This is a genomic window from Ruegeria jejuensis (assembly GCF_041537905.1).
Lineage (GTDB): Bacteria > Pseudomonadota > Alphaproteobacteria > Rhodobacterales > Rhodobacteraceae > Ruegeria_C.
In genome coordinates this window covers 22,387-43,360 of sequence record NZ_JBGRUO010000023.1, presented here as the reverse complement: position 1 = coordinate 43,360, position 20,974 = coordinate 22,387, and the positions used below count along the sequence as shown (strand labels likewise).

Annotated in this window: 17 protein-coding genes; 5 read left to right on the top strand and 12 right to left on the bottom strand. The window is 58.7% G+C overall.

Features of this window, described 5'->3' with window-relative positions; genetic code table 11:
* Nucleotides 1-36 precede the first annotated feature (36 nt).
* Complete coding sequence (locus AB1E34_RS21175) at nucleotides 37-1,008, bottom strand: TRAP transporter substrate-binding protein (protein WP_372574305.1); 972 nt, start codon at nucleotides 1,006-1,008, stop codon at nucleotides 37-39.
* A complete protein-coding gene (locus AB1E34_RS21170) occupies nucleotides 998-1,750 on the bottom strand; it encodes a GntR family transcriptional regulator (protein WP_372574304.1) in 753 nt (250 codons plus the stop codon). The genes AB1E34_RS21175 and AB1E34_RS21170 overlap by 11 nt, the downstream gene beginning before the upstream one ends.
* 97 nt (nucleotides 1,751-1,847) lie before the next feature.
* Between AB1E34_RS21170 and uxuA the strand changes: the two genes are divergently transcribed.
* Entirely contained in the window at nucleotides 1,848-3,059 is a 1,212-nt protein-coding gene (uxuA, locus tag AB1E34_RS21165) for a mannonate dehydratase (RefSeq protein ID WP_372574303.1), read from the top strand.
* Nucleotides 3,056-4,525 (top strand): mannitol dehydrogenase family protein, encoded by a 1,470-nt coding sequence (locus AB1E34_RS21160; protein ID WP_372574302.1) that lies wholly within the window; start codon nucleotides 3,056-3,058, stop codon nucleotides 4,523-4,525. Before uxuA ends, AB1E34_RS21160 begins: the two co-directional genes overlap by 4 nt.
* 49 nt (nucleotides 4,526-4,574) lie before the next feature.
* Here AB1E34_RS21160 and cynS read toward each other — a convergent pair whose 3' ends face one another.
* The 10 genes from cynS to AB1E34_RS21110 form a co-directional block, all read right to left on the bottom strand.
* Nucleotides 4,575-5,036, bottom strand: a complete 462-nt coding sequence (cynS, locus tag AB1E34_RS21155; protein WP_372574301.1) for a cyanase — start codon at nucleotides 5,034-5,036, stop codon at nucleotides 4,575-4,577.
* 32 nt (nucleotides 5,037-5,068) lie between these two features.
* Nucleotides 5,069-6,799, bottom strand: coding sequence for a bifunctional protein-serine/threonine kinase/phosphatase (locus AB1E34_RS21150; protein WP_372574300.1), 1,731 nt, complete (start codon nucleotides 6,797-6,799; stop codon nucleotides 5,069-5,071).
* Nucleotides 6,800-6,879: 80 nt separating this feature from the next.
* Nucleotides 6,880-7,707, bottom strand: a complete 828-nt coding sequence (locus AB1E34_RS21145) for a formate/nitrite transporter family protein (RefSeq protein ID WP_372574299.1) — start codon at nucleotides 7,705-7,707, stop codon at nucleotides 6,880-6,882.
* Between the two features lie 653 nt (nucleotides 7,708-8,360).
* A complete protein-coding gene (locus AB1E34_RS21140; RefSeq protein WP_372574298.1) occupies nucleotides 8,361-9,887 on the bottom strand; it encodes a sulfatase family protein in 1,527 nt (508 codons plus the stop codon).
* An 86-nt stretch (nucleotides 9,888-9,973) separates the two neighbouring features.
* The gene (locus AB1E34_RS21135; protein ID WP_372574297.1) at nucleotides 9,974-10,957 is read right to left on the bottom strand and encodes an ABC transporter ATP-binding protein; all 984 of its coding nucleotides are present in this window, start codon (nucleotides 10,955-10,957) and stop codon (nucleotides 9,974-9,976) included.
* Nucleotides 10,950-12,008 carry an ABC transporter ATP-binding protein gene (locus AB1E34_RS21130; RefSeq protein WP_372574296.1) on the bottom strand — a complete coding sequence of 353 codons (1,059 nt, stop codon included), beginning with the start codon at nucleotides 12,006-12,008 and terminating at the stop codon, nucleotides 10,950-10,952. The genes AB1E34_RS21135 and AB1E34_RS21130 overlap by 8 nt, the downstream gene beginning before the upstream one ends.
* The gene (locus AB1E34_RS21125) at nucleotides 11,983-13,131 is read right to left on the bottom strand and encodes an ABC transporter permease (protein WP_372574295.1); all 1,149 of its coding nucleotides are present in this window, start codon (nucleotides 13,129-13,131) and stop codon (nucleotides 11,983-11,985) included. Before AB1E34_RS21125 ends, AB1E34_RS21130 begins: the two co-directional genes overlap by 26 nt.
* Nucleotides 13,128-14,111 carry an ABC transporter permease gene (locus tag AB1E34_RS21120; protein WP_372574294.1) on the bottom strand — a complete coding sequence of 328 codons (984 nt, stop codon included), beginning with the start codon at nucleotides 14,109-14,111 and terminating at the stop codon, nucleotides 13,128-13,130. The genes AB1E34_RS21125 and AB1E34_RS21120 overlap by 4 nt, the downstream gene beginning before the upstream one ends.
* 125 nt (nucleotides 14,112-14,236) lie before the next feature.
* The gene (locus AB1E34_RS21115; RefSeq protein WP_372574293.1) at nucleotides 14,237-16,165 is read right to left on the bottom strand and encodes an ABC transporter substrate-binding protein; all 1,929 of its coding nucleotides are present in this window, start codon (nucleotides 16,163-16,165) and stop codon (nucleotides 14,237-14,239) included.
* 39 nt (nucleotides 16,166-16,204) lie between these two features.
* Nucleotides 16,205-17,332, bottom strand: a complete 1,128-nt coding sequence (locus tag AB1E34_RS21110) for a mandelate racemase/muconate lactonizing enzyme family protein (protein ID WP_372574292.1) — start codon at nucleotides 17,330-17,332, stop codon at nucleotides 16,205-16,207.
* A 234-nt stretch (nucleotides 17,333-17,566) separates the two neighbouring features.
* Between AB1E34_RS21110 and AB1E34_RS21105 the strand changes: the two genes are divergently transcribed.
* From AB1E34_RS21105 to AB1E34_RS21095, 3 genes are all read left to right on the top strand, one after another.
* Nucleotides 17,567-18,226 carry a GntR family transcriptional regulator gene (locus AB1E34_RS21105; protein ID WP_372574291.1) on the top strand — a complete coding sequence of 220 codons (660 nt, stop codon included), beginning with the start codon at nucleotides 17,567-17,569 and terminating at the stop codon, nucleotides 18,224-18,226.
* Between the two features lie 271 nt (nucleotides 18,227-18,497).
* A complete protein-coding gene (locus AB1E34_RS21100) occupies nucleotides 18,498-19,697 on the top strand; it encodes an ABC transporter ATP-binding protein (protein ID WP_372574290.1) in 1,200 nt (399 codons plus the stop codon).
* 39 nt (nucleotides 19,698-19,736) lie between these two features.
* Nucleotides 19,737-20,957: an ABC transporter substrate-binding protein gene (locus AB1E34_RS21095; RefSeq protein ID WP_372574289.1), complete on the top strand. Its 1,221-nt coding sequence runs from the start codon at nucleotides 19,737-19,739 to the stop codon at nucleotides 20,955-20,957.
* Nucleotides 20,958-20,974: the final 17 nt, after the last annotated feature.

Sequence of the window (20,974 nt, the reverse complement as noted above, 5' to 3'; positions counted from 1 at the left end):
CGATGAAGCGGAGCCGGTTTGTGCGTTTGTCCCGGACTATTCCGAGAACAGGCCTTCGACGATCGGCTTGATCTCGTCATTGACATTCAAGAGCACCGCGTCCTTTGCAGCAGCTTGAAAAGCAGCACCATCGACTTCAACGAAAGTCATGCCCTTTTCTTCCAGAAAGGCTCGGTCAGCCGCGATGGACTGGTCAAAGAGTTCACGCTCATAAGCTTGAGCGCGTGCGGCGGCCTCCAGGACGGCGGCCTGATCGTCTGCGCTGAGCTTGTTCCAGGTGGATTCCGCGATGGTCAGATAGATCCAGGAGCGCACATGCTCGGTCATATTCACGTGGCTTTGCACTTCAAAGAAGCTGGCCGAGCGGATCAGGGCAAGCGGGTTTTCCTGGCTTTCGATGGTGCCGTTCTGAAGCGATGTGAATACCTCGGAAAACGCCATCGGGCCGGGGTTTGCGCCAAGCGCCTGCCAGGTGTCAACGAAGAGCGGCACATTGGGCACACGCATCTTCAGACCGTTCAGGTCATCAGGGCTGGCGATTGCACGGTTCGAGGTCAGGTTGCGTGGACCACGCGCGAAGTGGGCAATGGGCCGGATCTGTGCCTTTTCGATGATCTGCGCCTTGATCTGGTCGCCGATCTCGCCCGTTGCAACCTCATCCATGTGGTCGATTGACTTGTAGGCATAGGGCACGGCGAGCAGTGCCGCCATTGGGGCCCAGTTTTGCAGGCTTTCACCGGTGATGGTCATGTCAACTGTCCCCAATTGCATGCCGTTGATCAGGTCGATTTCCTTGCCGAGTGACTCATTGGGGAAAACCTCCACGGCGATGCGGCCATCGGTCAGCGAAGCAAGCTCTTCACCGAACTTGACCGAGGCTAGGTGCCACGGGTTGTCCTCGTTCGCGAGGTGGCCCAGTTTCAGGGTCATCTCCTGCGCCAGTGCCGGTACGGTGGTCAGCGCTGCAACGGTTGCGGCGGCAACTGTCTTTTTCCAGTTAAACGTCATTTTCCACTCCTCCTTGGAAAGGTGCATTGACCGGTTCCGGGATCTTCCCGTCCGGTATGTCGAAAAACTCGGGTTTGGCCCCGAGGATCTGCGGCAGGTCGCTCAGGACCTCACGCAGATGGCACCGAATGGCCGCGTTGGCGCCTCGCGGATCGCCGATCTCAATGCGATCAACGACCTCGGTATGTTGTGTGATGAGCTTCTTGACCGGGAATTGGGTCAATGAAAGAAAGCGTACCCGGTCCATCTGCGATTTCAGACCCTCGATGAGGCGCCATGCACCGCGCTTGCCAGCGGCATCGGCCAGGGTGCGGTGAAACCGCTCGTCCAGTTCGATGAATTCCCGAGGATCCATTTGGGCCACGGCGGTTTGGGCTTTGATCTGATCGCGCAATTCGCGGATCACGGCGGCGTCGGGATGCGTGGCGAGAATACTGACGATATCAGCTTCGATCGCCTCGCGCAGGAAACGCGCATTCAGAACGGCGGTATAGCTGATCTTGGAAATTATGGTGCCGCGCTGGGGCAGGATGGCAAGTAGCCCTTCACCGGCAAGCTTGATAAAGGCTTCGCGGACAGGTTGACGGCTGACATTGCAAGCGCTGGCAATCTCGCTCTCGGAAATCCGGTCACCCGGCGCAAAACGGTTGCGGATAATGGCATCACGCAGGCGCGTGTAAATCTGCGGAGAAATCGCCGCTGACGGATCGAGGTCGCTGGAAAATACGCTCTGCGCAGTCATGATTCGTCTTACTCCCTGCACTCATCTACCATACTTCCATACTAGTCAGCAGAATTATTTGATGATAGAAGGAAACACACGACTCGGGAGGTGCTGGATGAAGCAGACTTGGCGATGGTTCGGACCCAGAGATCTGGTATCCATTGACGATACCTTGCAGGCCGGTGTCGAGGGGGTAGTCTCGGCGTTGCACCATTTGCCCACTGGCACCGTCTGGCCGCTTGAAGAGATAGAAAAGCGACAGCGCGAGATCGGTCGTCTGAAGGATGGCAGTTCGTCGGGGCTGACCTGGGACGTGGCGGAGAGTTTGCCGGTCTCGGAAGACATCAAGAAACAGCAGGGGAACTGGCGCGCGCATATCGCGGCCTACAAGGAGAGTTTGCGCAACCTCGCCGCCGCCGGAATCGAGGTGGTCTGTTACAATTTCATGCCGGTGTTGGACTGGACGCGCACCGATCTTTCCTGGCGCCGCCCCTCGGGCGCGACCTGCATGCGGTTTGACCTGACGGATTTCGCTGCTTTTGACCTGCACATACTCGCGCGCCCCGGCGCAGAGGATGATTTCGACGAGGCCCTGCGAGAGGCCGCATCCAAACGATTTTTAGGGATGAGCGACGCCCGGCGCTCGGAACTGGTCAAAAACGTGGTCTTCGGTCTGCCTGGCGCGGCCGAGAACTTCAGTCTTGAGGATGTACGCAAGCACATCGCCGAGTATGCGCAAGTCAGCGAGGACCGGCTGCGCACCCACCTTGTTGATTTCCTGACAGAAGTGGTCCCGGTCGCCGAAGAGCTTGGCCTGCGGCTGTGTTGTCACCCGGATGACCCGCCCGTGCCTCTTCTGGGGTTGCCCCGCATCATGTCAACCGAGGCACATTATGCCGCCGTCATGCAGGCCGTTGACCACATCGCAAATGGCATCACCCTGTGTTCCGGGTCGCTTGGCGCGCGGCCTGATAACGACTTGCCTGGCATGATGGATCGGCTTGGCCACCGGGTGCATTTCCTGCATCTGCGCAACGTCACGCGCGAAACACCCGATATTCGGGGCTCTTTCTTCGAGGATGAACATCTCGGCGGCGATACCGACATGGTATCGCTGCTTGCCGCGTGCCTGCGCGAAGAGACCCGCCGCCAATCCGATGGGAGGGCCGATTGCTCAATCCCCTTCCGCCCGGATCACGGCCAGGACATTCTTGATGACCTTGGCCGCAAGGCGCAGCCCGGCTACCCGTCGATCGGCCGCCTCAAAGGCTTGGCAGAGCTGCGCGGTGTTATCGCCGGGTTGCAGCACTGTGCCGCCGTGCAATGACCATCAGGCTGACAACGACGAAAGGACTGCCGGACGGGGTACAGCGGCCCGGCTATTCTCGCGACGCCCATGGTCCGGGCATCGTCCATATTGGCCTGGGTGCGTTCCACAAAGCGCATCAGGCGGTGTACACCGATGACGCATTGGCAGCACTGGGTGGTGACTGGCGCATCATCGGCGTCAGCCTCCGCAGTGAGGCGCCTGCAGTGGAGTTGGTCCCGCAGAACGGGCTCTACACTGTTATCGACCGCAGCGCCACAGGCAGCCGACCCCGTGTGATCGGCGCATTTGCGGCAACGCTTTGCCTGCAAACCGACCGCAACGCCGTGCTGAATGCACTGATCGCACCGGCGACCCGGATCGTTTCGATTACCGTCACCGAAAAAGGCTATGGGATCGACCGGACAACCGGTGGCATTGATCGCACGCATCCGGCGATAGATGCAGACCTAGAGGATCCGAACCAGCCGCAAGGCCTTGCCGGTCTGTTAGTCTGGGCTCTGGGCAAACGGCGTGCGGCGGGCATTGCACCTTTTACCGTGCTTTCCTGTGACAATTTGCCAGAAAATGGCTCTTTGCTGCGCGGTCTGCTGATGGATTTCGCACGGCACTCGACGCCGGACCTGACTGACCATATCGCCAGCGATGTGGCGTTTCCCTCCACCATGGTTGACAGGATCACCCCGGCTCGCACCAAAGAAACGCTGGTGTTGACCGAAGAAATGGTAGGCCGGCGGGACAAAGCAGCGATCGAGACCGAAGCCTTTCGCCAATGGGTCATCGAGGATCACTTTCCAACCGGGCGGCCACAATGGGAAGCGGGCGGCGCGATCTTTGTGCCGGATGTGCGACCATACGAGAACATGAAGCTTCGCATGTTGAACGGAACCCATTCACTGCTGGCCTATGCCGGTTTCCTCGCCGGGCACCGGTATGTCCGTGATGTGATGGCGGATGCGAATCTGGTAACGCTCTTGCGCAGGCATCTGCTGGCCGCCTCTGCCACGCTTGACCCGTTACCCGGCGTGGATTTCTCCAGCTACGCCGCCGAGTTGGAAGACCGGTTCCGCAATCCGCACCTGGCGCACGAAACCTACCAAATTGCCATGGATGGGTCCCAGAAGATGCCACAGCGCATCTTCGCGCCCGCCGCCGAAGCCCTGGAGAAAGATCAACCGATAGATACGTTCGCCTTGGCGACGGCAGCCTGGATCCGCTACACATTCGGGTCGACCGACGGGGGCGAAGCTTATGATCTGCGTGACCCCAGAGCAGACGAACTGCGACGGCCTGGACTTGGCGAGGATCCATGGACTGTCGTAAAGGCCCGATTGGCCCTGCCTGGCCTATGTCCTGCGGCTCTTCGCGAGAACCAGACGTGGCAACACGCGGTTACGGCCCAACTGGCCAAGTTCATGCAAGACGGGGCTGAAAACACTATCCGCAGGATGGCGACACAGGATTGATTTGTTGAGGCTCAGTTGAAAACCATCCGAGGGCGCACTCGTCAGCGAACTACCATGAATTATACGCCAGATATTTACCTGACATTTCAACCTTCACCCTGTCGCCTTTTGGATTTTCGACCCGAACCACCGTCATGTCGAAATCAATCGCTGACATGATGCCGTCTCCGAACTTCTCATGAATAAGCGCTTTGAGCGTCGGGCCATAAACGCCGACGATCTCGTAAAAGCGGTAAATGCAAGGATCGGTTGGAACGGTCTGTTCCCATATCTTTGTTGGGCTTTCTTGCAAGACCGCAGATGCCTCGGGCGGCAGACTGAGCGCCCCAACAAACGCGTCGGCTTTTTCGGCAGGCATGGCGTTCATGCCCATTGCGGCCGAGTGAGTCCAGACAGGTGACATTCCGATGGTCTCGGCGATGCCCTCCCAGGTGAGCCCCGCCTGTTTCTTTGCTTGAATGATCATTGCAGTGACATCCTCGCGGGTCACTATTTGAGTAATCATATCCATGTTTGCTCCTTCTCTTTCAGGTTTGGTGACTCTCAGGGGCGCGCCAACAGGATCAGCAGGAATACAAAAAACGCTGCCGAAATACCTTGCCAGAATCTTACGGGATTGCGTTCTGCGAGAGGGCGCTGCGCGTAGCTGCGGCTGCCGGGCGGGGGCGCGTGCAGCGCAGCTTCTAGTTCGGAAAGAGCGGCAAAGCGATGTTGGCTCAGCGGATGCGTGGCCTGGCGCAGGGTATCATCAATCCAATAAGGGGCTGCGTTTGCACCGTCGGCCGATGGCCGGTAGCTCAACCGCGCTCTGTCGCGCCGACTGCTGACGCGGGCGGCGTCCGCGCCGTAAGGCAAGCGCCCGGTCAACATCTCATACAACACAACACCGAGCGAGAACTGGTCAGAGAATGCCTCGACCGGATCTCCGACGAAGTACTCCGGCGCTGTATATTGCAGTGTTCCAAGGACCGCAGTGTTCGCGTAGGGTTGACCTTCTTCAACGCCCTTAACCCGGGTTGATCCCAGATCAATGATCTTCACCGTTCCATCGTGGTCGATCATCAAGTTCTCAGGCCGAAAATCCTGATGAATCATATCTTTACGGTGAAAGGCCCGTAGGCCGCGGATCATCTGGATCGCCAGGTCGCGCACCTCTTCCATAGTGGGGTGGGGGTTGTCTCGCATCCATTGACGCAGAGTTTGGCCTTCGATGAATTCCGTCACGACATAGAGTCCTGAACGTCGCTCGGGCGCAGCAGCGGCTCGCACGGCATGAGGCGAAGACAGGCGCCGGGCGATCCATTCCTCCATCAGGAATAACCGCCTGTAGAGGGGGTCGGATTTCGTCTCGCTCGCAGGCATCTTCAACGCAATCTTCTGACCGTCGGCTGCTATGGCCAGAAAGATATGACTACGGTTGTTCTCATGGATTTTGCGGATGATACGGAACCCGTCGAGCACATCTCCCGGGTTCGGCAGGGGTAAGAGCGGCAAATCTAATGCAACTGTGTCTGCCATTGGATTGCCCTGGGGCAGTGCGGCAATCCGCGCGATCTGAATGGTCAGATCGTCTTTGCTGCCGACCGCGCGGGCGGCTTCGGCAATGGCTTGGGCGGCGGCATCCAGGCTCTCTGCCTTATCAATTGTGGCGAGGACAAGCTCTGGTTGCCAATGCTCGTGCGCGCCGTCAGTGGTCAGAAGAAAGACATCGCCCGGCTGCAACAGCATCTCGCGATATTCAATAGAAACTGTTTCGTCGAGCCCGAGGCCCCGGCTCAGTTGCGGCGCGCCGCCCGGCCGAAACCTGACGTGATCCTGCGTGAGAGGCTCCAGACTGTTCTTCGCCACACGCCAGATCCGACTGTCACCGACATGAAGGATATGCGCCTTACGGCCTTTCAGGATCAGTGCAGAAAGGGTACAGACATGTCCCAGTTCTGCCCGCTCGGGCATTGCGCGACGGTTCATGCCATATAACCAGGCATTGGTCGCAGAGATTACGTTGCTGGCAGCAGTCTTCACGCTCCAGGCGTCCGACGTGTCATAATAGTCGGTCAAAAGGCTCTTCACCGAAATCTCGGCCGCCTCGTGACTGACCGGGCTGGGCGAGATCCCATCTGCCACCGCCAGTGACACTCCTTTCAGACGCAACGCGCTGCCGCTTGGCACCAGGGCACCAAAGAAATCCTGGTTCTTCTGCCCCTTCGAGCCGATCTGAGAATACTGACCGAGTTCGACGACCAGGTCGTTATGGGCGGAACTGTCTTTCGGCATGGGTTTGCGTGTTTGCTGCATCCAGAAGTGAGGGTCGCACAGCGCTTTGGCTGTGCGATTGGTCGGTTTGGCTGTCGGACTTACTCGGCCGCTACTTCCTGGGGCCCACGGGAGGGGCTGGTCTTGTAGTAAGTCGAATAGAGCATCGCGCCCACAAAGGTCAGACCACCAACAAGATTGCCAACGACGGTCGGAATCTCGTTAAAGAGCAGGTAGTCGCCCCAGGTGAAATCCGCGCCCATCAGAAGGCCGATGGGGAATAGGAACATGTTCACGATCGAATGCTCGAACCCCATGTAGAAGAAGATCAGGATAGGCATCCACATCGCAATGACCTTACCCGGAACAGAGGTCGACATCATCGCAGCAACCACGCCGGTCGACACCATCCAGTTGCACATCACAGCGCGCACAAAGAGCGTCAGCATACCGCCCGCACCAGCCTCGGCATAACCTACCGTTCGGTTATGGCCGATATTCATAAGGGCCTGCCCAACCGCATTTGGTTCCTGAGTGAAGCCCATTGTCAGAGTGATGGTAATGAAAATTGCCGTTGTCATCGCCCCCGCGAAGTTGCCGAGGAAGACAAGACCCCAGTTTCTCCACAGCGCCTTCATGTCAACACCCGCGCGCTTGTCGATCACCGCGAGAGGAACAAGCGTGAACACGCCTGTCAGAAGGTCATATCCGAGCAGGTAAAGCGTACAAAACCCAACCGGGAAAAGCAGCGCGCCAATAATGAAATGCCCGGTTTGAACGGATATTGTCACAGCGAAAGCGGCAGCAAGCGCCAGGATCGCACCGGCCATATAGGCGCGGATCAACGTGTCTTTGGTTGACATAAGCGCCTTTTTAGCGCCGGCATCGACCATTTGGGCCGAAAACTCGACCGGTGTTACATATGACATGGAAGTCCTCTTGCATTGGTGTATTGCACATAGCCGAGGTGACGCGAACAGCGTCGAAGGGAGGCTCGCTCAGGGGGTGGTCGCAACGCCGTTGTCGCGTATGTTGTGATTTTCTGGGTCATTGCAGCAGACGCTGCCATCACCCGATGCGTCACCTTCTGTGGCGCGCACTCAGAGCTCTTCTATCACCTAGTCAGGTAAGGTGAGCGGCTGGGGTACTGTCAACGGCTTGCCTGCACAAACCCGCTGTCTGGTGAATAATTTGGCGCTAGGAATGGCCCTCGCTCAAGAATTATGCTGCGATGCAGCGGATTATTTGCTGCGCCGCGACATTCGAGGAAATCTGGCGATATTGTAAGATCAAAACCCGAAGGGATTCATTTTTGAACTTATCAACGATCAGGATGTGGCCATGGCTAGCACCGCAATGACATTTGGATCGCGTTGGGGGATCCAAACGCTTCACCAGATTCAGAGCTGGGGCCTTCGCTTCAGCCGCGATGGCGGTCTGCGGAATCGAAATTGTGTACATGATCCGCGAAGGTCAACACACGCCCGGAGCTTTCCCGTTTGGTCAATTCTCGAAACCTTGCAACAGGTTCTTTGGCGGCCCATGACGGGCATCCAGCAGCCGATCAAATTCCTGCGGTTAGCTAGTGCCAACCGACGCGTGGTGAGGCTTCGATGATGTCCTTTGGGCGCTGACGGAGCATTTCGAAGATTTCGTCTTTGATCGCCTTGGCGGCGGGGTCATCAAATAAGTTGTGCATTTCATCAGGATCATTCCGCAAGTCGTAGAGTTCGCCGGTTCCCGTCTGTCTGTCAGTCGACATCCGGTGGCGGACCGTTCGGATGGTTCGCAGGTCCAGGCTTATGCCGCTTCTTCGAGCGTCCACCTCCCATTCGTTGAGCGCGAATTCGCGGGTTTCCCGACCGTTCACAACCGGAACAAGCGAAGACCCACTGTCGGGGCTGGCATTGATCTCGCACAGCTGGGCAAAGGTTGAGCGCAGATCAAGTGTTGAGACCGGGTCGGCGACGACGCGCCCAGTGGGCAGATTTGGTCCTGCGATCACGAGGGGGACGCGCAGAAGCCCATCATAGAGCATCGGCCCTTTCAGAAGCAGCCCATGATCGCCAAGCCATTCTCCGTGATCGCTGGTGAAGACGATGATCGTGTTGTCCAGTTGGCCCGCTTTGGACAGGGCCGCGACGATGCGACCAACCTGGTGGTCGATGGCGGAGATCATTCCGTAGTAGATTGCCGTGATGTCGCGCAGCTGCCGCTCGGTCAATGTGGTACTTGCGCCCCAGTCCTGACCCTGCGCCGCATGCGGCCGCTTGAGGTTTCGCCGCACCGGGTTTTCGAGGAACGCGCGATGCCACCAGGGGCGGCGATCCAGATCAAGGGTGCGGTGTCTGGGGATGTCGACCTCGTCCGGATCATACATCGTCGACCAGGGCGCGGCGGCAAGAAAGGGGGGATGCGGGTCAGGAAATGAGATCCAGGCAAAGAACGGATCGGCGCCCTTGCGATCGATGAGATCTATGGCCTGATCCCCGATCCAGGGCGAGGAGTGCCATTTGTCGTCGAGTGCTGACCGCCAGGCCTGAAAATGTGTTGTCTCAGGGGCCACGTTTTCGCTCGCTTTTTGCCAGCGCGCGCGTCCACCGCCATCTGCGTCGAGATGATTTTCATAATGCAACGTGTATGGCGCATCGGACCAGACACAGTGATGATGGGGCCGCAACATCAGTTGGACGTCGTTGAAACCGAAATAGCCGCCACCCCAATCGGCCGGGAAATCCGCAGTGCTGTGATAGCATTCCGGCGTTCCGGTCGGGGCAAAGGTTTCGTTGGTGGCAAAATGCGCCTTGCCAATGAAGTGCGTGGAATAGCCGTTGTCAGAGAACATCCCGCCCAGCCCTTGCTGGCCGATCGTCGGGTCCAGATTGCGCCCGTTATCCCGTACGCCATGGGAATAGGGCAGTTTGCCCGTCAGGATCGAGGCACGCGCGGGTTGGCACATGGGATGCGGCGTGATGCAGGTTTCAAAGCGTGTTCCACGCCGGGCCAATGCATCGATATGCGGTGTGCGAACTTTGCGTTTGTCCAGCCCGATGCAATCGCCGCGCTGCTGATCGGTGGTGATCAAAATGACGTTCGGGCCGGTTTTCATGGTCATTCTCTCCTGATTTGAACGTTCGAGGTGAGGGGCGTCGCCGACAGGGAGGAACCGGCCTGCTGACGCCCCTCGGGTCCGGCTCAGATGTCGCCCGCATGGTGGCAGAGAACATCGGCGCCAGCGATGGTTTTGCGCGGCGGTGGTTTGGTCGTGCAAAGCGCGGTGGCATGTGGGCAGCGCGGCGCGAAACGGCAACCGATACGGGCGAGGCTTCCATCACCGATCGGGACCGTCTTGCGCCGTTTCCGCCGTGCCCTCGGATCGGGTATGGGAACGGCACCCAGCAGCGCTCGGGTGTAAGGGTGTCTGGGCGTTTCGAAGAGGGTTTCGGTTGTCGCAAGTTCCACGATCTGGCCCATATACATGACCGCGATCCGGTCGCAGAAATGTTCCACCACCGCGATATCATGGGCGATGAACACATAGGTCAGGTCCAGCTCTTCCTGAAGATCGCGCAGCAGGTTCAGGGTTTGCGCCTGGATCGAGACATCCAGCGCCGACACAGCCTCGTCTGCAATCACCAGTTCCGGTCGGGTCGCCAGGGCGCGGGCGATGCCAAGGCGCTGTCGCTGCCCGCCTGAAAAGGCATTGGGATATCGCATCAGGTATTCCGGTCGCAGCCCGACCTGTTCAAGCAATGATGACACCCTCTCGGCCAAGTCCTTTCCCGCCAGACCTTCGGTCTTGGTCAGACATTGGCCAACCAGATCGATCACCCGCAGACGGGGGTTCAGCGAGGATTGCGGATCCTGGAACACCATGCGCATGTCACGCCAAACCTCTGTCAGCGACGCCTTGTCGGCAGCGGCCAGTTCAATGGGCTCTCTGCCGTTCCGGCTAAATCTGATTGTCCCGCCGCTGGGTTCCAAAACGCGCATGATGCAGCGTCCAAGTGTTGTCTTGCCGCTCCCGCTTTCTCCGACGATGCCAAAGGTCTCACCTCGGATGACGTCAAAGCTGATGTCGTCCACGGCCTTCACGACGCCCGTCGCCTTGCCAAAAAACCCACCTCCGGTGGGGAAGTGCTTGTTGAGCCCGCGAATTTCCAGAATCGGGTCAGTCATGCGGCACCTCGCGCGTGTGCAGGAAACACGCAACTTCGGACTCGTTGCGCCTGACAAGATCGGGCTCACGGACATCACACAGGCCCGGCATGAACTGGTCACACCGGGTGCGGAACGTGCAGCCTGATGGCCGCGCAAGCGGGTGAGGAACCATACCGCGAATGGCGGGCAACCGTCGCTGTTTTGGCGCGCCCAACCTCGGCACAGAGTTCAGTAGGGCCCGTGTATAGGGGTGCAGCGGGTTTTCGAAGATGGAATAGACGTCACCCCGTTCCACCACTTGGCCCATATACATCACCGCCACCTCTTCGGCGACTTCGGCGACCACACCGAGGTCGTGGGTGATCAGCATCACGCCCATGCCCAACTCGTCCTTCAACTCGGCGATCAGATCTAGGATTTGCGCCTGTGTCGTCACATCCAGCGCCGTCGTGGGTTCATCCGCGATCAGCAGCCGGGGCTGGCAACTGAGCGCCATGGCGATCATCGCGCGCTGGCGCATGCCGCCCGACAGCTCGAACGGGTAAGCCTCGTATCGCTCCGCTGGCTTGGGGATGCCGACCTTGTCCAGCAGTTCGATGGCGATTTCGCGCGCTTCGCGCTTGGACACATTGCGATGCAGCAGGATGGTTTCGACGATCTGCCGACCGATTTTCTGGATCGGGCCCAACGAGACCATGGGCTCCTGAAAGATCATCGCGATGTCCTGACCGCGGATTTCCCGCAATTCCCGCGATCCGTGGCGGGCCTTGGCCAGGTCAACGGTGCGCCCATCCGCCGCGCGATAGAGGATACTGCCCGCCGTGATCCGGCCCGGAGCATCGACGATACGCAGGATCGAGCGGGCCATGATCGACTTGCCACACCCGCTTTCGCCCAGAATGCATAACGTGCGATTGGGATAGATATCCAGATCAACGCCCTCGACCGCCTTGACGACGCCATCTTCGGTAAAGAAATGCGTCTTGAGCCCGCGCATTTCGATCAGCGGCGGGCCTTCGGGCGCAGGGATCATATGGGCAAGGTCAGTGGGCATGCGGATCAGCGGCATCTCTGAGGCCGTCTCCCAGGAAGTTAAGGGCAAGAACAGCGATCACAATCATGGTTCCGGGCCCGATCAGCAGCCAGGGTGCTTCGATGATCGACCGGATGTTCTGGGCCTCTTTCAACAAGGTGCCCCAGGAAATGATTGGTGGTTGCAGGCCGATGCCCAGAAAGGACAGTGAGGTTTCGGCAAGGATCATCAGCGGCACGGCCAGCGTGAGCGAGGCAATGATATGACTTGAGAAGGAGGGGACCATGTGCTTGCGGATCACCTCCCAATCGCTCAGCCCGTCGAGCCGGGCGGCGGTAATGAAATCCTCGCTTCGCAGAGACAGGAACTTGCCCCGCACTTCCCGCGCCAGCGAGGTCCAGCCGATCATTGATACGATCAGCGTGACAATGAAATAGGTACGCAGCGGTGGCCAACCCAATGGGATGGCGGCGGCCAGCCCCATCCACAATGGGATGGTCGGGATCGACCGGATGAACTCGATCAACCGCTGGATCACGTTGTCGACCCAGCCGCCGTAATACCCAGACAGCCCGCCCAGCGAGACACCGACGACCAGCGAGACCAGCACACCGATCAGACCGATCGACATGGAGATATTGGTGCCCGCGATGATCCGGCTGAGCACGTCCCGGCCTAGCCGGTCGGCCCCGAGGAAATAGATCACATCATCAGGGTCTTTCGGGCCGAACAGATGCGTCTTGGACGGGATCAGCCCGAGGATTTCATATTCATACCCTTCGACAAAAAACCCCAGCGGGATCACGCGACGGGGGTCGACCACGTAGCTGCGCCGCATCGTGGTCTGATCGATTTTCTGACGCATGGCCTTGCCATGCAGCAGGAAGCTACGGTCGCCGTTTTCGTCTTCGACGAAGAAATAGATGCCCTGCGGCGGCGCGAACAGACCGCGGCGGTTGGTGTCGGTGGGGTCTTCGGGCGACAGGAAATCGCCGAACAGTGCCATTACATAGATCAGGCCCACGACCCATAGGCTGTAATACGCCACGCGGTGACGCCGGAACTTGCGCCACGTCAGTTGCCAGGGACCCAGCAGCACGGGGACTGCATTGCCCGTATCCTGGGGTGGTACCGGGGGCGAGGTGTGAGTGGCGGTCATTGATACCTGATCCTCGGGTCGATCCACGCCAGCAGCAGGTCTGAGATCAGCGTGCCAAGCACGGTCAACAAACTGACAATCAGTATCAGCGAACCAGCCAGATACATATCCTGCACGAGCAGTGCGCGCAGCAGCAGCGGCCCGGTTGTCGGCAGGTTCATGACAACAGCGACGATGATCTCGCCGGAGACCAGCGTGGGCAGGATCCAGCCAATGGTGGACACAAAAGGGTTCAGCGCCACGCGCAGCGGATAGCGGAGCAAAAGCTGAAATTCCGACATGCCCTTGGCGCGAGCGGTGGTAACGTATGGGCGGTAGAGTTCGTCCAGCAGATTGGCACGCATGATCCGGATCAGCGCAGCAGCTCCGGATGTGCCAACCACAACAATCGGCATCCAGATGTGCTTCAGCAGGTCGACAAATTTATCCCAGGTCCAAGGCGCATCCAAATATTGTGGGCTCACCAGCCCGCCAACGCTTTGGCCGAAATACTTGAACGCGATATACATCATCACCAGTGCCAGCAGAAAGTTCGGAATGGCCAGACCGACAAAACCAAGGAAGGTTGCCGCATAGTCACCAAATGAATACTTGCGAACGGCCGAATAGACCCCGATGGGCAGGGCCACGATCCAGATGAACAACAGCGTCAGGATCGATATGCCAAAGGTCCAGCCCAGCCGGTCCCAGATCAGATCATTCACCGGGACGTTCTTTTCAAAAGACAGCCCGAAGTTTCCGTGCAGCAGGATACCCTTCATCCATTTGTAATATTGAACATAAATCGGCTGCCCCAGCCCGTATTGATCGCGCAAAGCCTGCGCCGTGCCTTCGTCCAGACCGCCCTGATCCGATAGCTCTGCCGCCAGCGTATCGAGGTAATCGCCCGGCGGCAGTTGGATAATGATGAACGTCACGATGGACACCAGAAACACCGTCGGGATCATGTAAAGGATGCGGCGATATAGAAACCCCAGCATATGTCTGTCTCCTGGTGGTGCCGGTGTCCGGTCTCTGGGATTGTCGGGATCGCAGCCTGAAGATCAAGCGTCTGGATTGAAGCGTCCCACCCCGGGCCATTGGCCCAAGGTGGGGTCGGGACCGGTCAGGGCAGGTTTGCTCCGCCCTCGAAATAGACCTGCGCCGTGTAGGGCGCGGGCGTCCAGAGTTGACCCGCAATCGGCATCGGGTCGACATAGTTGCGCACATTGTTGCGCACGATGCCAAAGGCGCCGTTGCTTTGGATCAGACCAATGGTCAGCAATTGGGAGTTTGCCTTTTCGATCAGTTCCAGCAGCGCTTCTTCCTGTTTGGCCGGATCGCCGGTCGAAGTGACACCCTTGTAGATCGTGAACAGTTCCTTGATGTGGTCGGGCGGTTCGATCCCCTTGATGTTGTCGACACCCCAGGCTGCCCATTTGGGCGCCCAATAGACCGCTCCGCCGCGCGGCAGGTAACAGAACGGATTGGCATAGGCATCGACCAGCCCGCCGGGACAGTTCCAGATATAGGCATCGTGCTCGGCCGCCGAAGCGATCTCCTGCAGGCGGGAGCGGTCCGAGGCGCGGATCTGAAAGTCCAGCCCGACATCCTTGGCATAGCCCGCCATCAGCTCTGCAACATCGGGATATTGCCAGCCGAACACGTCCGCGACCAGAAAGACCAGCGTGAACCTTTCGCCACCCGGCCCAAGGCGATACCCATCACTGTCGCGCTGATCGAGCCCGATACCGTCGAGCAGTTCATTGGCCAGGTCCGGATCGAACTCGGTGTAACGCGTGGCCCATTCCTCGTTATAAAACGGCGCGTTGGGGTGGGGCGCAGTCTGGACCGGCCGCCCGGCACCGAGATAGACTAGATCATTGATTTCCTCGCGGTCCATGGCGTGGCTCAGCGCCTGCCGGAACTCGAACTTGTTGACGATCTCATTCTTGACCGGATCGGGGTTGTTGAGGTTCAGCAGGATCGCCGTCTGACTGCCGGGAATGTCACCGACCTGAAAGAAACCATATTGACCGCGTTCCTTGTTGTCGGTCAGCGCCGCGAGATTTACGGGACGACCGATATGACGCGCCATATAGTCGATCTCGCCATTGAACGCCTTGAGAAGGATCGATTCAGGGTCTTCGACCTGATCCCATGTCAGCCCGTCGATATAGGGCAACTGGTTCCCGGCCTCATCCACTTTCCAGAAATAGGGGTTACGCTCGGCCACCACGCGGTCGGTCGAGCCATAGGCGTTCTTGACCTTCCAGGCGTGCAGCGTTGGACGGTCGGGGTTCTGCCAGAACAGCGGCGTGTGCATCGGGCCGGCCTTGAGGTTGAATAGCGAGACCCAATCCGCCGCAGCCGGTTCGGCATCAACCAGCGCCTGCACATCCGGGTTATGATCAGCATGGAACTGGCTGAGATAGTGCTTTGCATAAACCACTGGCGGGTAGCCGAAGCCATAGGCGAGGTTCTGGATGAACAGGCCGTTGGGCTCGCTGAATTTGAACTCGACCGTCGTGTCGTCGATTTTCGTCACTTTGACCGGGCCGCCCGCGTCAACGAAATTCGCATGTTTCGAAGGGGTTAACCGTTCGTCGAGGAACACCTCATACCAGAACATGATATCGTGGGCCGTAAAGGGGGCGCCATCGGACCAGCGCATGCCATCGCGCAGCTTGAACGTATAGGTTGTTGCATCATCGGATACGGTCCAGCTTTCGGCGATGTTGGGCTGCACCTCGCTCCAATCAGGACTCCAGCGGACGAGCAATTCGGTACCGACCTGACGCAGGATGTTGTGCTGGTCACCGCCGCCCAGGATTGCACGGCGCAGGGTTCCCCCGTATTCGCCTATGCTGTCGAGCGTCTCCATGACCATTGGTTCGTTGGGCAGGCGTTCCTCGACCGGTGGCAGCTCACCTGCGGCGACTTTCGCCGCAAGATCAGGCGCCTCCTCGAAGGCCCAGGCCGGGATGGCGCAGGCCACGGCGAGCACAAGTGCGCCCGCTTGGCGCATCCTGTTGTATCCTTTGAACGTCCTCATTACTTCCTCCTCATTCGGCAAAGTCGATCCTTGTCAAAGTCACCAGTTGGTCACGGAGCCATCGGGCCTGCGCAGATGGGGAGACTCGACGTGGTCCGGGATGACCGCCCGTGCGACATCCTCGTCCACCTCCACCCCCAATCCGGGCGCGTCAGGCACGACATAGACGGGTCCGTCCATTTCAACCTGAACCGGGAAGATCCGGGGGTCGTGAAACCCCAGATCCTGTTCGACGCAGGATTGACGGGTTTCAATCCAGCTGAAGTTCGGGACCGCAGCCGCCATGTGGATTGACGCGGCGGTACAGACTGGCCCCAAAGGGTTGTGCGGCATCAGATCGACATAATGCCGCTCGCACCAGCCAGCGACTTTCATCGCTTCGGTGAAGCCGCCGATATTGCAGATATCAAGGCGCATGTATTGCGTCAGGCCCGCTTCGAGAAAACGCGCGGCTTCCCATTTCGAAGAAAACTCTTCGCCGATTGCAAAGGGCACATCGACCATTTTGCGCAGCGCCGCATAGGCTTCGGGTGTTTCGCTGCGGATCGGTTCCTCGAGAAAGTCCAGCGTGCCCACCGGCAGCATCTGGCAAAAGCTTGCGGCTTCGGCAACCGAAAACCGGTGATGTAAATCGATGCCCAGCGTGATCGCGCGGCCAAATTCCTCGCGGATCGCAATCAGTTCTTCGGCGGTTCCGGACAAGGAGGCACGTGGATCATAGATCCCGCCATTGTCGAAATTCGATGGGTAGATCCGTATGCAATCCCAACCGGCCTCGACCAGAATGCGCGCCTTGTCCAGCAACTCCTGCGCACTGGTGCCCATGCAACTGGCAAAGCTGGGCACCGTATCGCGCTGGCGTCCACCAAGAAGTTGATAAACAGGCACCTCAAGCTGCTTTCCAAGAATATCATACAACGCGATGTCGATGGCCGAGATCGCCGCCGTCAGAACGCGCCCACCCTCGAAATACTGGCTGCGATAGGCCTCTTGCCAGATGCGCCCGATCCTGCGCGAATCCTGCCCGACGAGGAAATCCGCAAAGTGCGAGATTGTGGCCGCGACGGAGCGTTCTCGCGAGGACATGCCTGACTCTCCCCAGCCGACGGTCCCGTCTTCGGTCATGACCTTGACGAGAAGCTGGTTGCGATGACCAACGCGGACCAAAAGCGGTTCAATGGATGCAATTCTGGGCAAGGTATCCCCCGGATCAGCGAGTCTCTTTCCGATATTGATATCATCAAATTTCTCAAATCGTATATTATTTTTTTCATTTAATATCACAAAGAAGCGGAATCGGTTGGTCAAAAAGCTGGAACTCCCGTCTAAACTCCCCTAGTTTCGTCGGGACACAGCAATGCGTATCCCGCAGGGCTGGCCCAGACTGAGACGTGGACTGATATGAATGCCATCGACAAATCCGGCGACACTGAATCCTCGCTGTACGAGGCCGTTTTGTCAGACATTTCCGGCGGTGTGCTGGAAGGCGGGCAACGTTTGAAGGTCGCTGAACTGGCGCGGCGCTACGGCGTCAGTACCAGCCCCGTGCGCGAAGTTCTGCGGCGTCTGCAAGGTGAAGGATTCGTGGATATCAGCCCAAATCGCGGGGCAACGATCCGCAAGGCCGACGCCAACACCATCCAGAATATTTTCGAGATCCTGCAGCTGCTGGAGCCCTACTTTGTCGGCTGGTTCGCTGAATTTGCGCCCTCGGAAATGATTGATGAGATGGAAGCGATACAGGAACAGATCGAGCAGAGCGCGGCCCCTGATATTGTGCTGTTCCGCAAGCTGGATGCCGAGTTCCATCGCACCATCTGCAAGCGGCACTACAACCAGCAAGCCGCCGAGATGTGGCAGAACCTGCGGCGGGCGCTGAATGTTCATGGCGCCAAGCTGAGCATCAAGCCGGCCCGCTTCGAGGCCATCAAGCGCGAACACCGCGAGTTGATTGATGCCTTTCGCGCCAATGATGCCGAGCGGGCCGTTGAGGTGATCAAGCGGCATGTTGACGGTTCATACCACCAGATGTCGCAACAAATGCGTGTCCTGGGCCTTTAAAGGCAACGCTTGAAGGCAAAGGCGCGGAGGCGGGGTCCGCGCTTTGCGGTCGGGCTTGCCATCCAATGAAACATGGCTCTTCGCCCTAATTCACCTGTCCACCGACAACCGCGATCCGATCCGATCGAGTCAGCGATTCCTCTGAGTGGTCTGTATGTTGAGGTACGATTACCGTTATTTTAAGTACGATATTCACCAAATAATATATTAAATCTTGATGTTCGTGCGTTGATAGGGGATGAAGGGTGGCGAGCTTAATCGGGAGGAGAGCTTGTCGACCGTTTGCATAGACAAACTCACCAAGCGCTATGATGCGCAGGACGAGCCCGCCTTGCGGTCACTTAGCCTTGATATTGCAGAGGGTGAGTTTTTGGTGCTGGTCGGGCCAAGCGGCTGTGGGAAGTCAACAGCGCTGAAGCTGATCGCAGGTCTCGAAGATGTCAGCGACGGTACCGTCTCGATCGGGGAAACGGTCGTGAATGACTATGCCTCGCGGGACCGCGACATCGCGATGGTCTTTCAGAATTACGCGCTTTATCCGCACATGACGGTCTATGAAAACATCGCCTTTCCAATGTCGATCGCGCGACGCCCCCGGGCGGAAATCGATGCTGCCGTCAAGGATGTCGCCCGAACCTTGCAGCTTGAAGCGCTGCTGGGGCGCAAGCCCGCGCATCTGTCCGGCGGGCAGAGGCAGCGCGTGGCCATGGGGCGCGCATTGATCCGACGCCCGTCGGTTTTTCTGATGGACGAGCCGCTGTCGAATCTCGATGCGAAACTGCGCGTGCAAATGCGTTCGGAAATCGCTCAGATACAACGACGCCTCAAGGTGACAACCATCTACGTCACCCATGACCAGGTCGAGGCGATGACAATGGGTGACCGGGTTGCATTGATGCGCAAGGGGGTGCTGCAGCAGGTTGATACGCCTGACACGCTGTATCACCGTCCCGCCAATACTTTCGTCGCGTCGTTCATCGGGTCACCTGCCATGAACCTGTTTCGCGCACAGCTGACACAGTCTGAAGATGCGCAGATGATGGTTACGTTCGGAGACCAGACACTGGCCGTCACTGACCGGGCCAGAGACCGTCACCCGGGGTTGCGCACCCTGACCGGAGACGCTGTCATCGTCGGCATCCGCCCCGAAGACATCGAAGATGCCGGGCTGGTTGGTGATGCAGCGCCCTCCTGGAAGATCAGGGCCGAAGTCAAGCTGGTGGAATCCCTGGGCTCGGACCATATGACCCATCTGCGCATCGATGCCGAACAGGTGTTCGATACCGATGACGACACCGGCGATGTCGCCCCCGACAAGTCTGTCTGTATCGCGAGGTTCGGTGCCAGATCGACGGTGCGCGCCGGACAGACGGCCACTGCGGTGGTCCAGTGCGACTGGCTGCATTTCTTTGACCCCAAGACCGGCGAAGCGCTGTCAAAAACCGCCCAGCCACCCGGAAAGGACCCATAGATCGTGCGTTCGCGTGCGAAAACCAACGAGGAGGAACCCATGAAGACCCGTCTCACCGTCCAAGCATTGGCAACCGCCACCGCCTGCGCGTTCTCGACCGCCGCTATTGCCGATGACAAGGTCACCTTGTCGATGTGGCACCAGCATCCCGAGTGGAAAGATCGCGCCGAAGCCATTCTCGAAAAATTCGAAGCGGCACATCCGCATATCGACATCGAACTCGAAGAGATTGCCGGAACCAATTATACGGCGCGCCTGAACACCGCGCTTGCTGCCGGAGAGGCGCCGGATCTCTTTGGCTTGCCAGCGGGTCCCGAGACCGTCGCAGCCGCCGAGGCAGGTTATCTGACCGACCTGACCGGAAAGCTCGATCTGTCGTCGCTGGTGCCATCTGCCGCCAGCGCTGTGGATAATGACGGCAAGGTTTTCGGCGTGCCTATTCTGGGATCGTATACGGTTGGTCTCTACTATCATCGGGACATCATGGAAGAGCAGGGGCTGACACCGCCCACGACACGTGAGGAACTGCTGTCGGTTTGTGAAACGCTGAAGGAGCGGGGCATCAACCCGCTGGTGGTGCCTGCTTCGGACGGGATCGTGCCGTCGTTCATGTATATGATGTCTGCAGCCAGTATCATGGGTGCCGACGGATTTGACGAATTGCGGGCGGGTACGCGTAAGTTCACCGACCCGGACATGGTCAAGGCGGCGGCTTTCATTCAGGAAATCGCCCCCTGCCTGCAACCTGGTGCGCTGTCGACTGCCTATGTCGAAGGCAAGGCTCTGGCCGCCATGAAACAGGGCGCGATGATGCCCGGCGGCTCGGCTGATTTTGCAGGCTATCAGGAGATCAATCCTGAGGTTGATCTGGGCGTCGTGCCCTTCCCGGCGGCCGAAGGTGGCACCCCGGCCACTGTGACCGGGCTGGAATACATTTTCACCATCAATTCACAGTCCGAGCATAAAGACGAAGCGTTGACATTCCTGCAGTGGATGCTGGGCGAGGTCGCGCAGCAGATGGTCGTCGACACCATCACGATGACCACCAACAAGGACGTCGTTCCAACTGACAGCCGGATCCTGGAAGAGTTCGGCACGGCGCGCGCATCGAACGACGTGCGCGTTTTCTACGAACTGCCTGAGGTCGGTTCGGTCTTTGGAGCGGCGCAGAACAATATCGCCGCGCTACTTCTGGGTGACATGACGCCCGAGGCGTTCTCCGAACTTTTGCAGGCCGAGGTCAAACCTTCGGGCAGCTAAGCGCAGGTTCCGGTGGC

What these genes read in the sequence shown, in the direction of transcription:
- uxuA (WP_372574303.1), top strand. Translation starts at nt 1,848, where the DNA reads ATGAAGCAGACTTGGCGATGGTTCGGACCCAGAGATCTGGTATCCATT.
- AB1E34_RS21135 (WP_372574297.1), bottom strand. Translation starts at nt 10,957, where the DNA reads ATGACTGACCCGATTCTGGAAATTCGCGGGCTCAACAAGCACTTCCCC.
- AB1E34_RS21120 (WP_372574294.1), bottom strand. Translation starts at nt 14,111, where the DNA reads ATGCTGGGGTTTCTATATCGCCGCATCCTTTACATGATCCCGACGGTG.
- cynS (WP_372574301.1), bottom strand. Translation starts at nt 5,036, where the DNA reads ATGGATATGATTACTCAAATAGTGACCCGCGAGGATGTCACTGCAATG.
- AB1E34_RS21105 (WP_372574291.1), top strand. Translation starts at nt 17,567, where the DNA reads ATGAATGCCATCGACAAATCCGGCGACACTGAATCCTCGCTGTACGAG.
- AB1E34_RS21160 (WP_372574302.1), top strand. Translation starts at nt 3,056, where the DNA reads ATGACCATCAGGCTGACAACGACGAAAGGACTGCCGGACGGGGTACAG.
- AB1E34_RS21115 (WP_372574293.1), bottom strand. Translation starts at nt 16,165, where the DNA reads ATGAGGACGTTCAAAGGATACAACAGGATGCGCCAAGCGGGCGCACTT.
- AB1E34_RS21095 (WP_372574289.1), top strand. Translation starts at nt 19,737, where the DNA reads ATGAAGACCCGTCTCACCGTCCAAGCATTGGCAACCGCCACCGCCTGC.
- AB1E34_RS21125 (WP_372574295.1), bottom strand. Translation starts at nt 13,131, where the DNA reads ATGACCGCCACTCACACCTCGCCCCCGGTACCACCCCAGGATACGGGC.
- AB1E34_RS21140 (WP_372574298.1), bottom strand. Translation starts at nt 9,887, where the DNA reads ATGAAAACCGGCCCGAACGTCATTTTGATCACCACCGATCAGCAGCGC.
- AB1E34_RS21145 (WP_372574299.1), bottom strand. Translation starts at nt 7,707, where the DNA reads ATGTCATATGTAACACCGGTCGAGTTTTCGGCCCAAATGGTCGATGCC.
- AB1E34_RS21170 (WP_372574304.1), bottom strand. Translation starts at nt 1,750, where the DNA reads ATGACTGCGCAGAGCGTATTTTCCAGCGACCTCGATCCGTCAGCGGCG.
- AB1E34_RS21150 (WP_372574300.1), bottom strand. Translation starts at nt 6,799, where the DNA reads ATGCCGAAAGACAGTTCCGCCCATAACGACCTGGTCGTCGAACTCGGT.
- AB1E34_RS21130 (WP_372574296.1), bottom strand. Translation starts at nt 12,008, where the DNA reads ATGCCGCTGATCCGCATGCCCACTGACCTTGCCCATATGATCCCTGCG.
- AB1E34_RS21175 (WP_372574305.1), bottom strand. Translation starts at nt 1,008, where the DNA reads ATGACGTTTAACTGGAAAAAGACAGTTGCCGCCGCAACCGTTGCAGCG.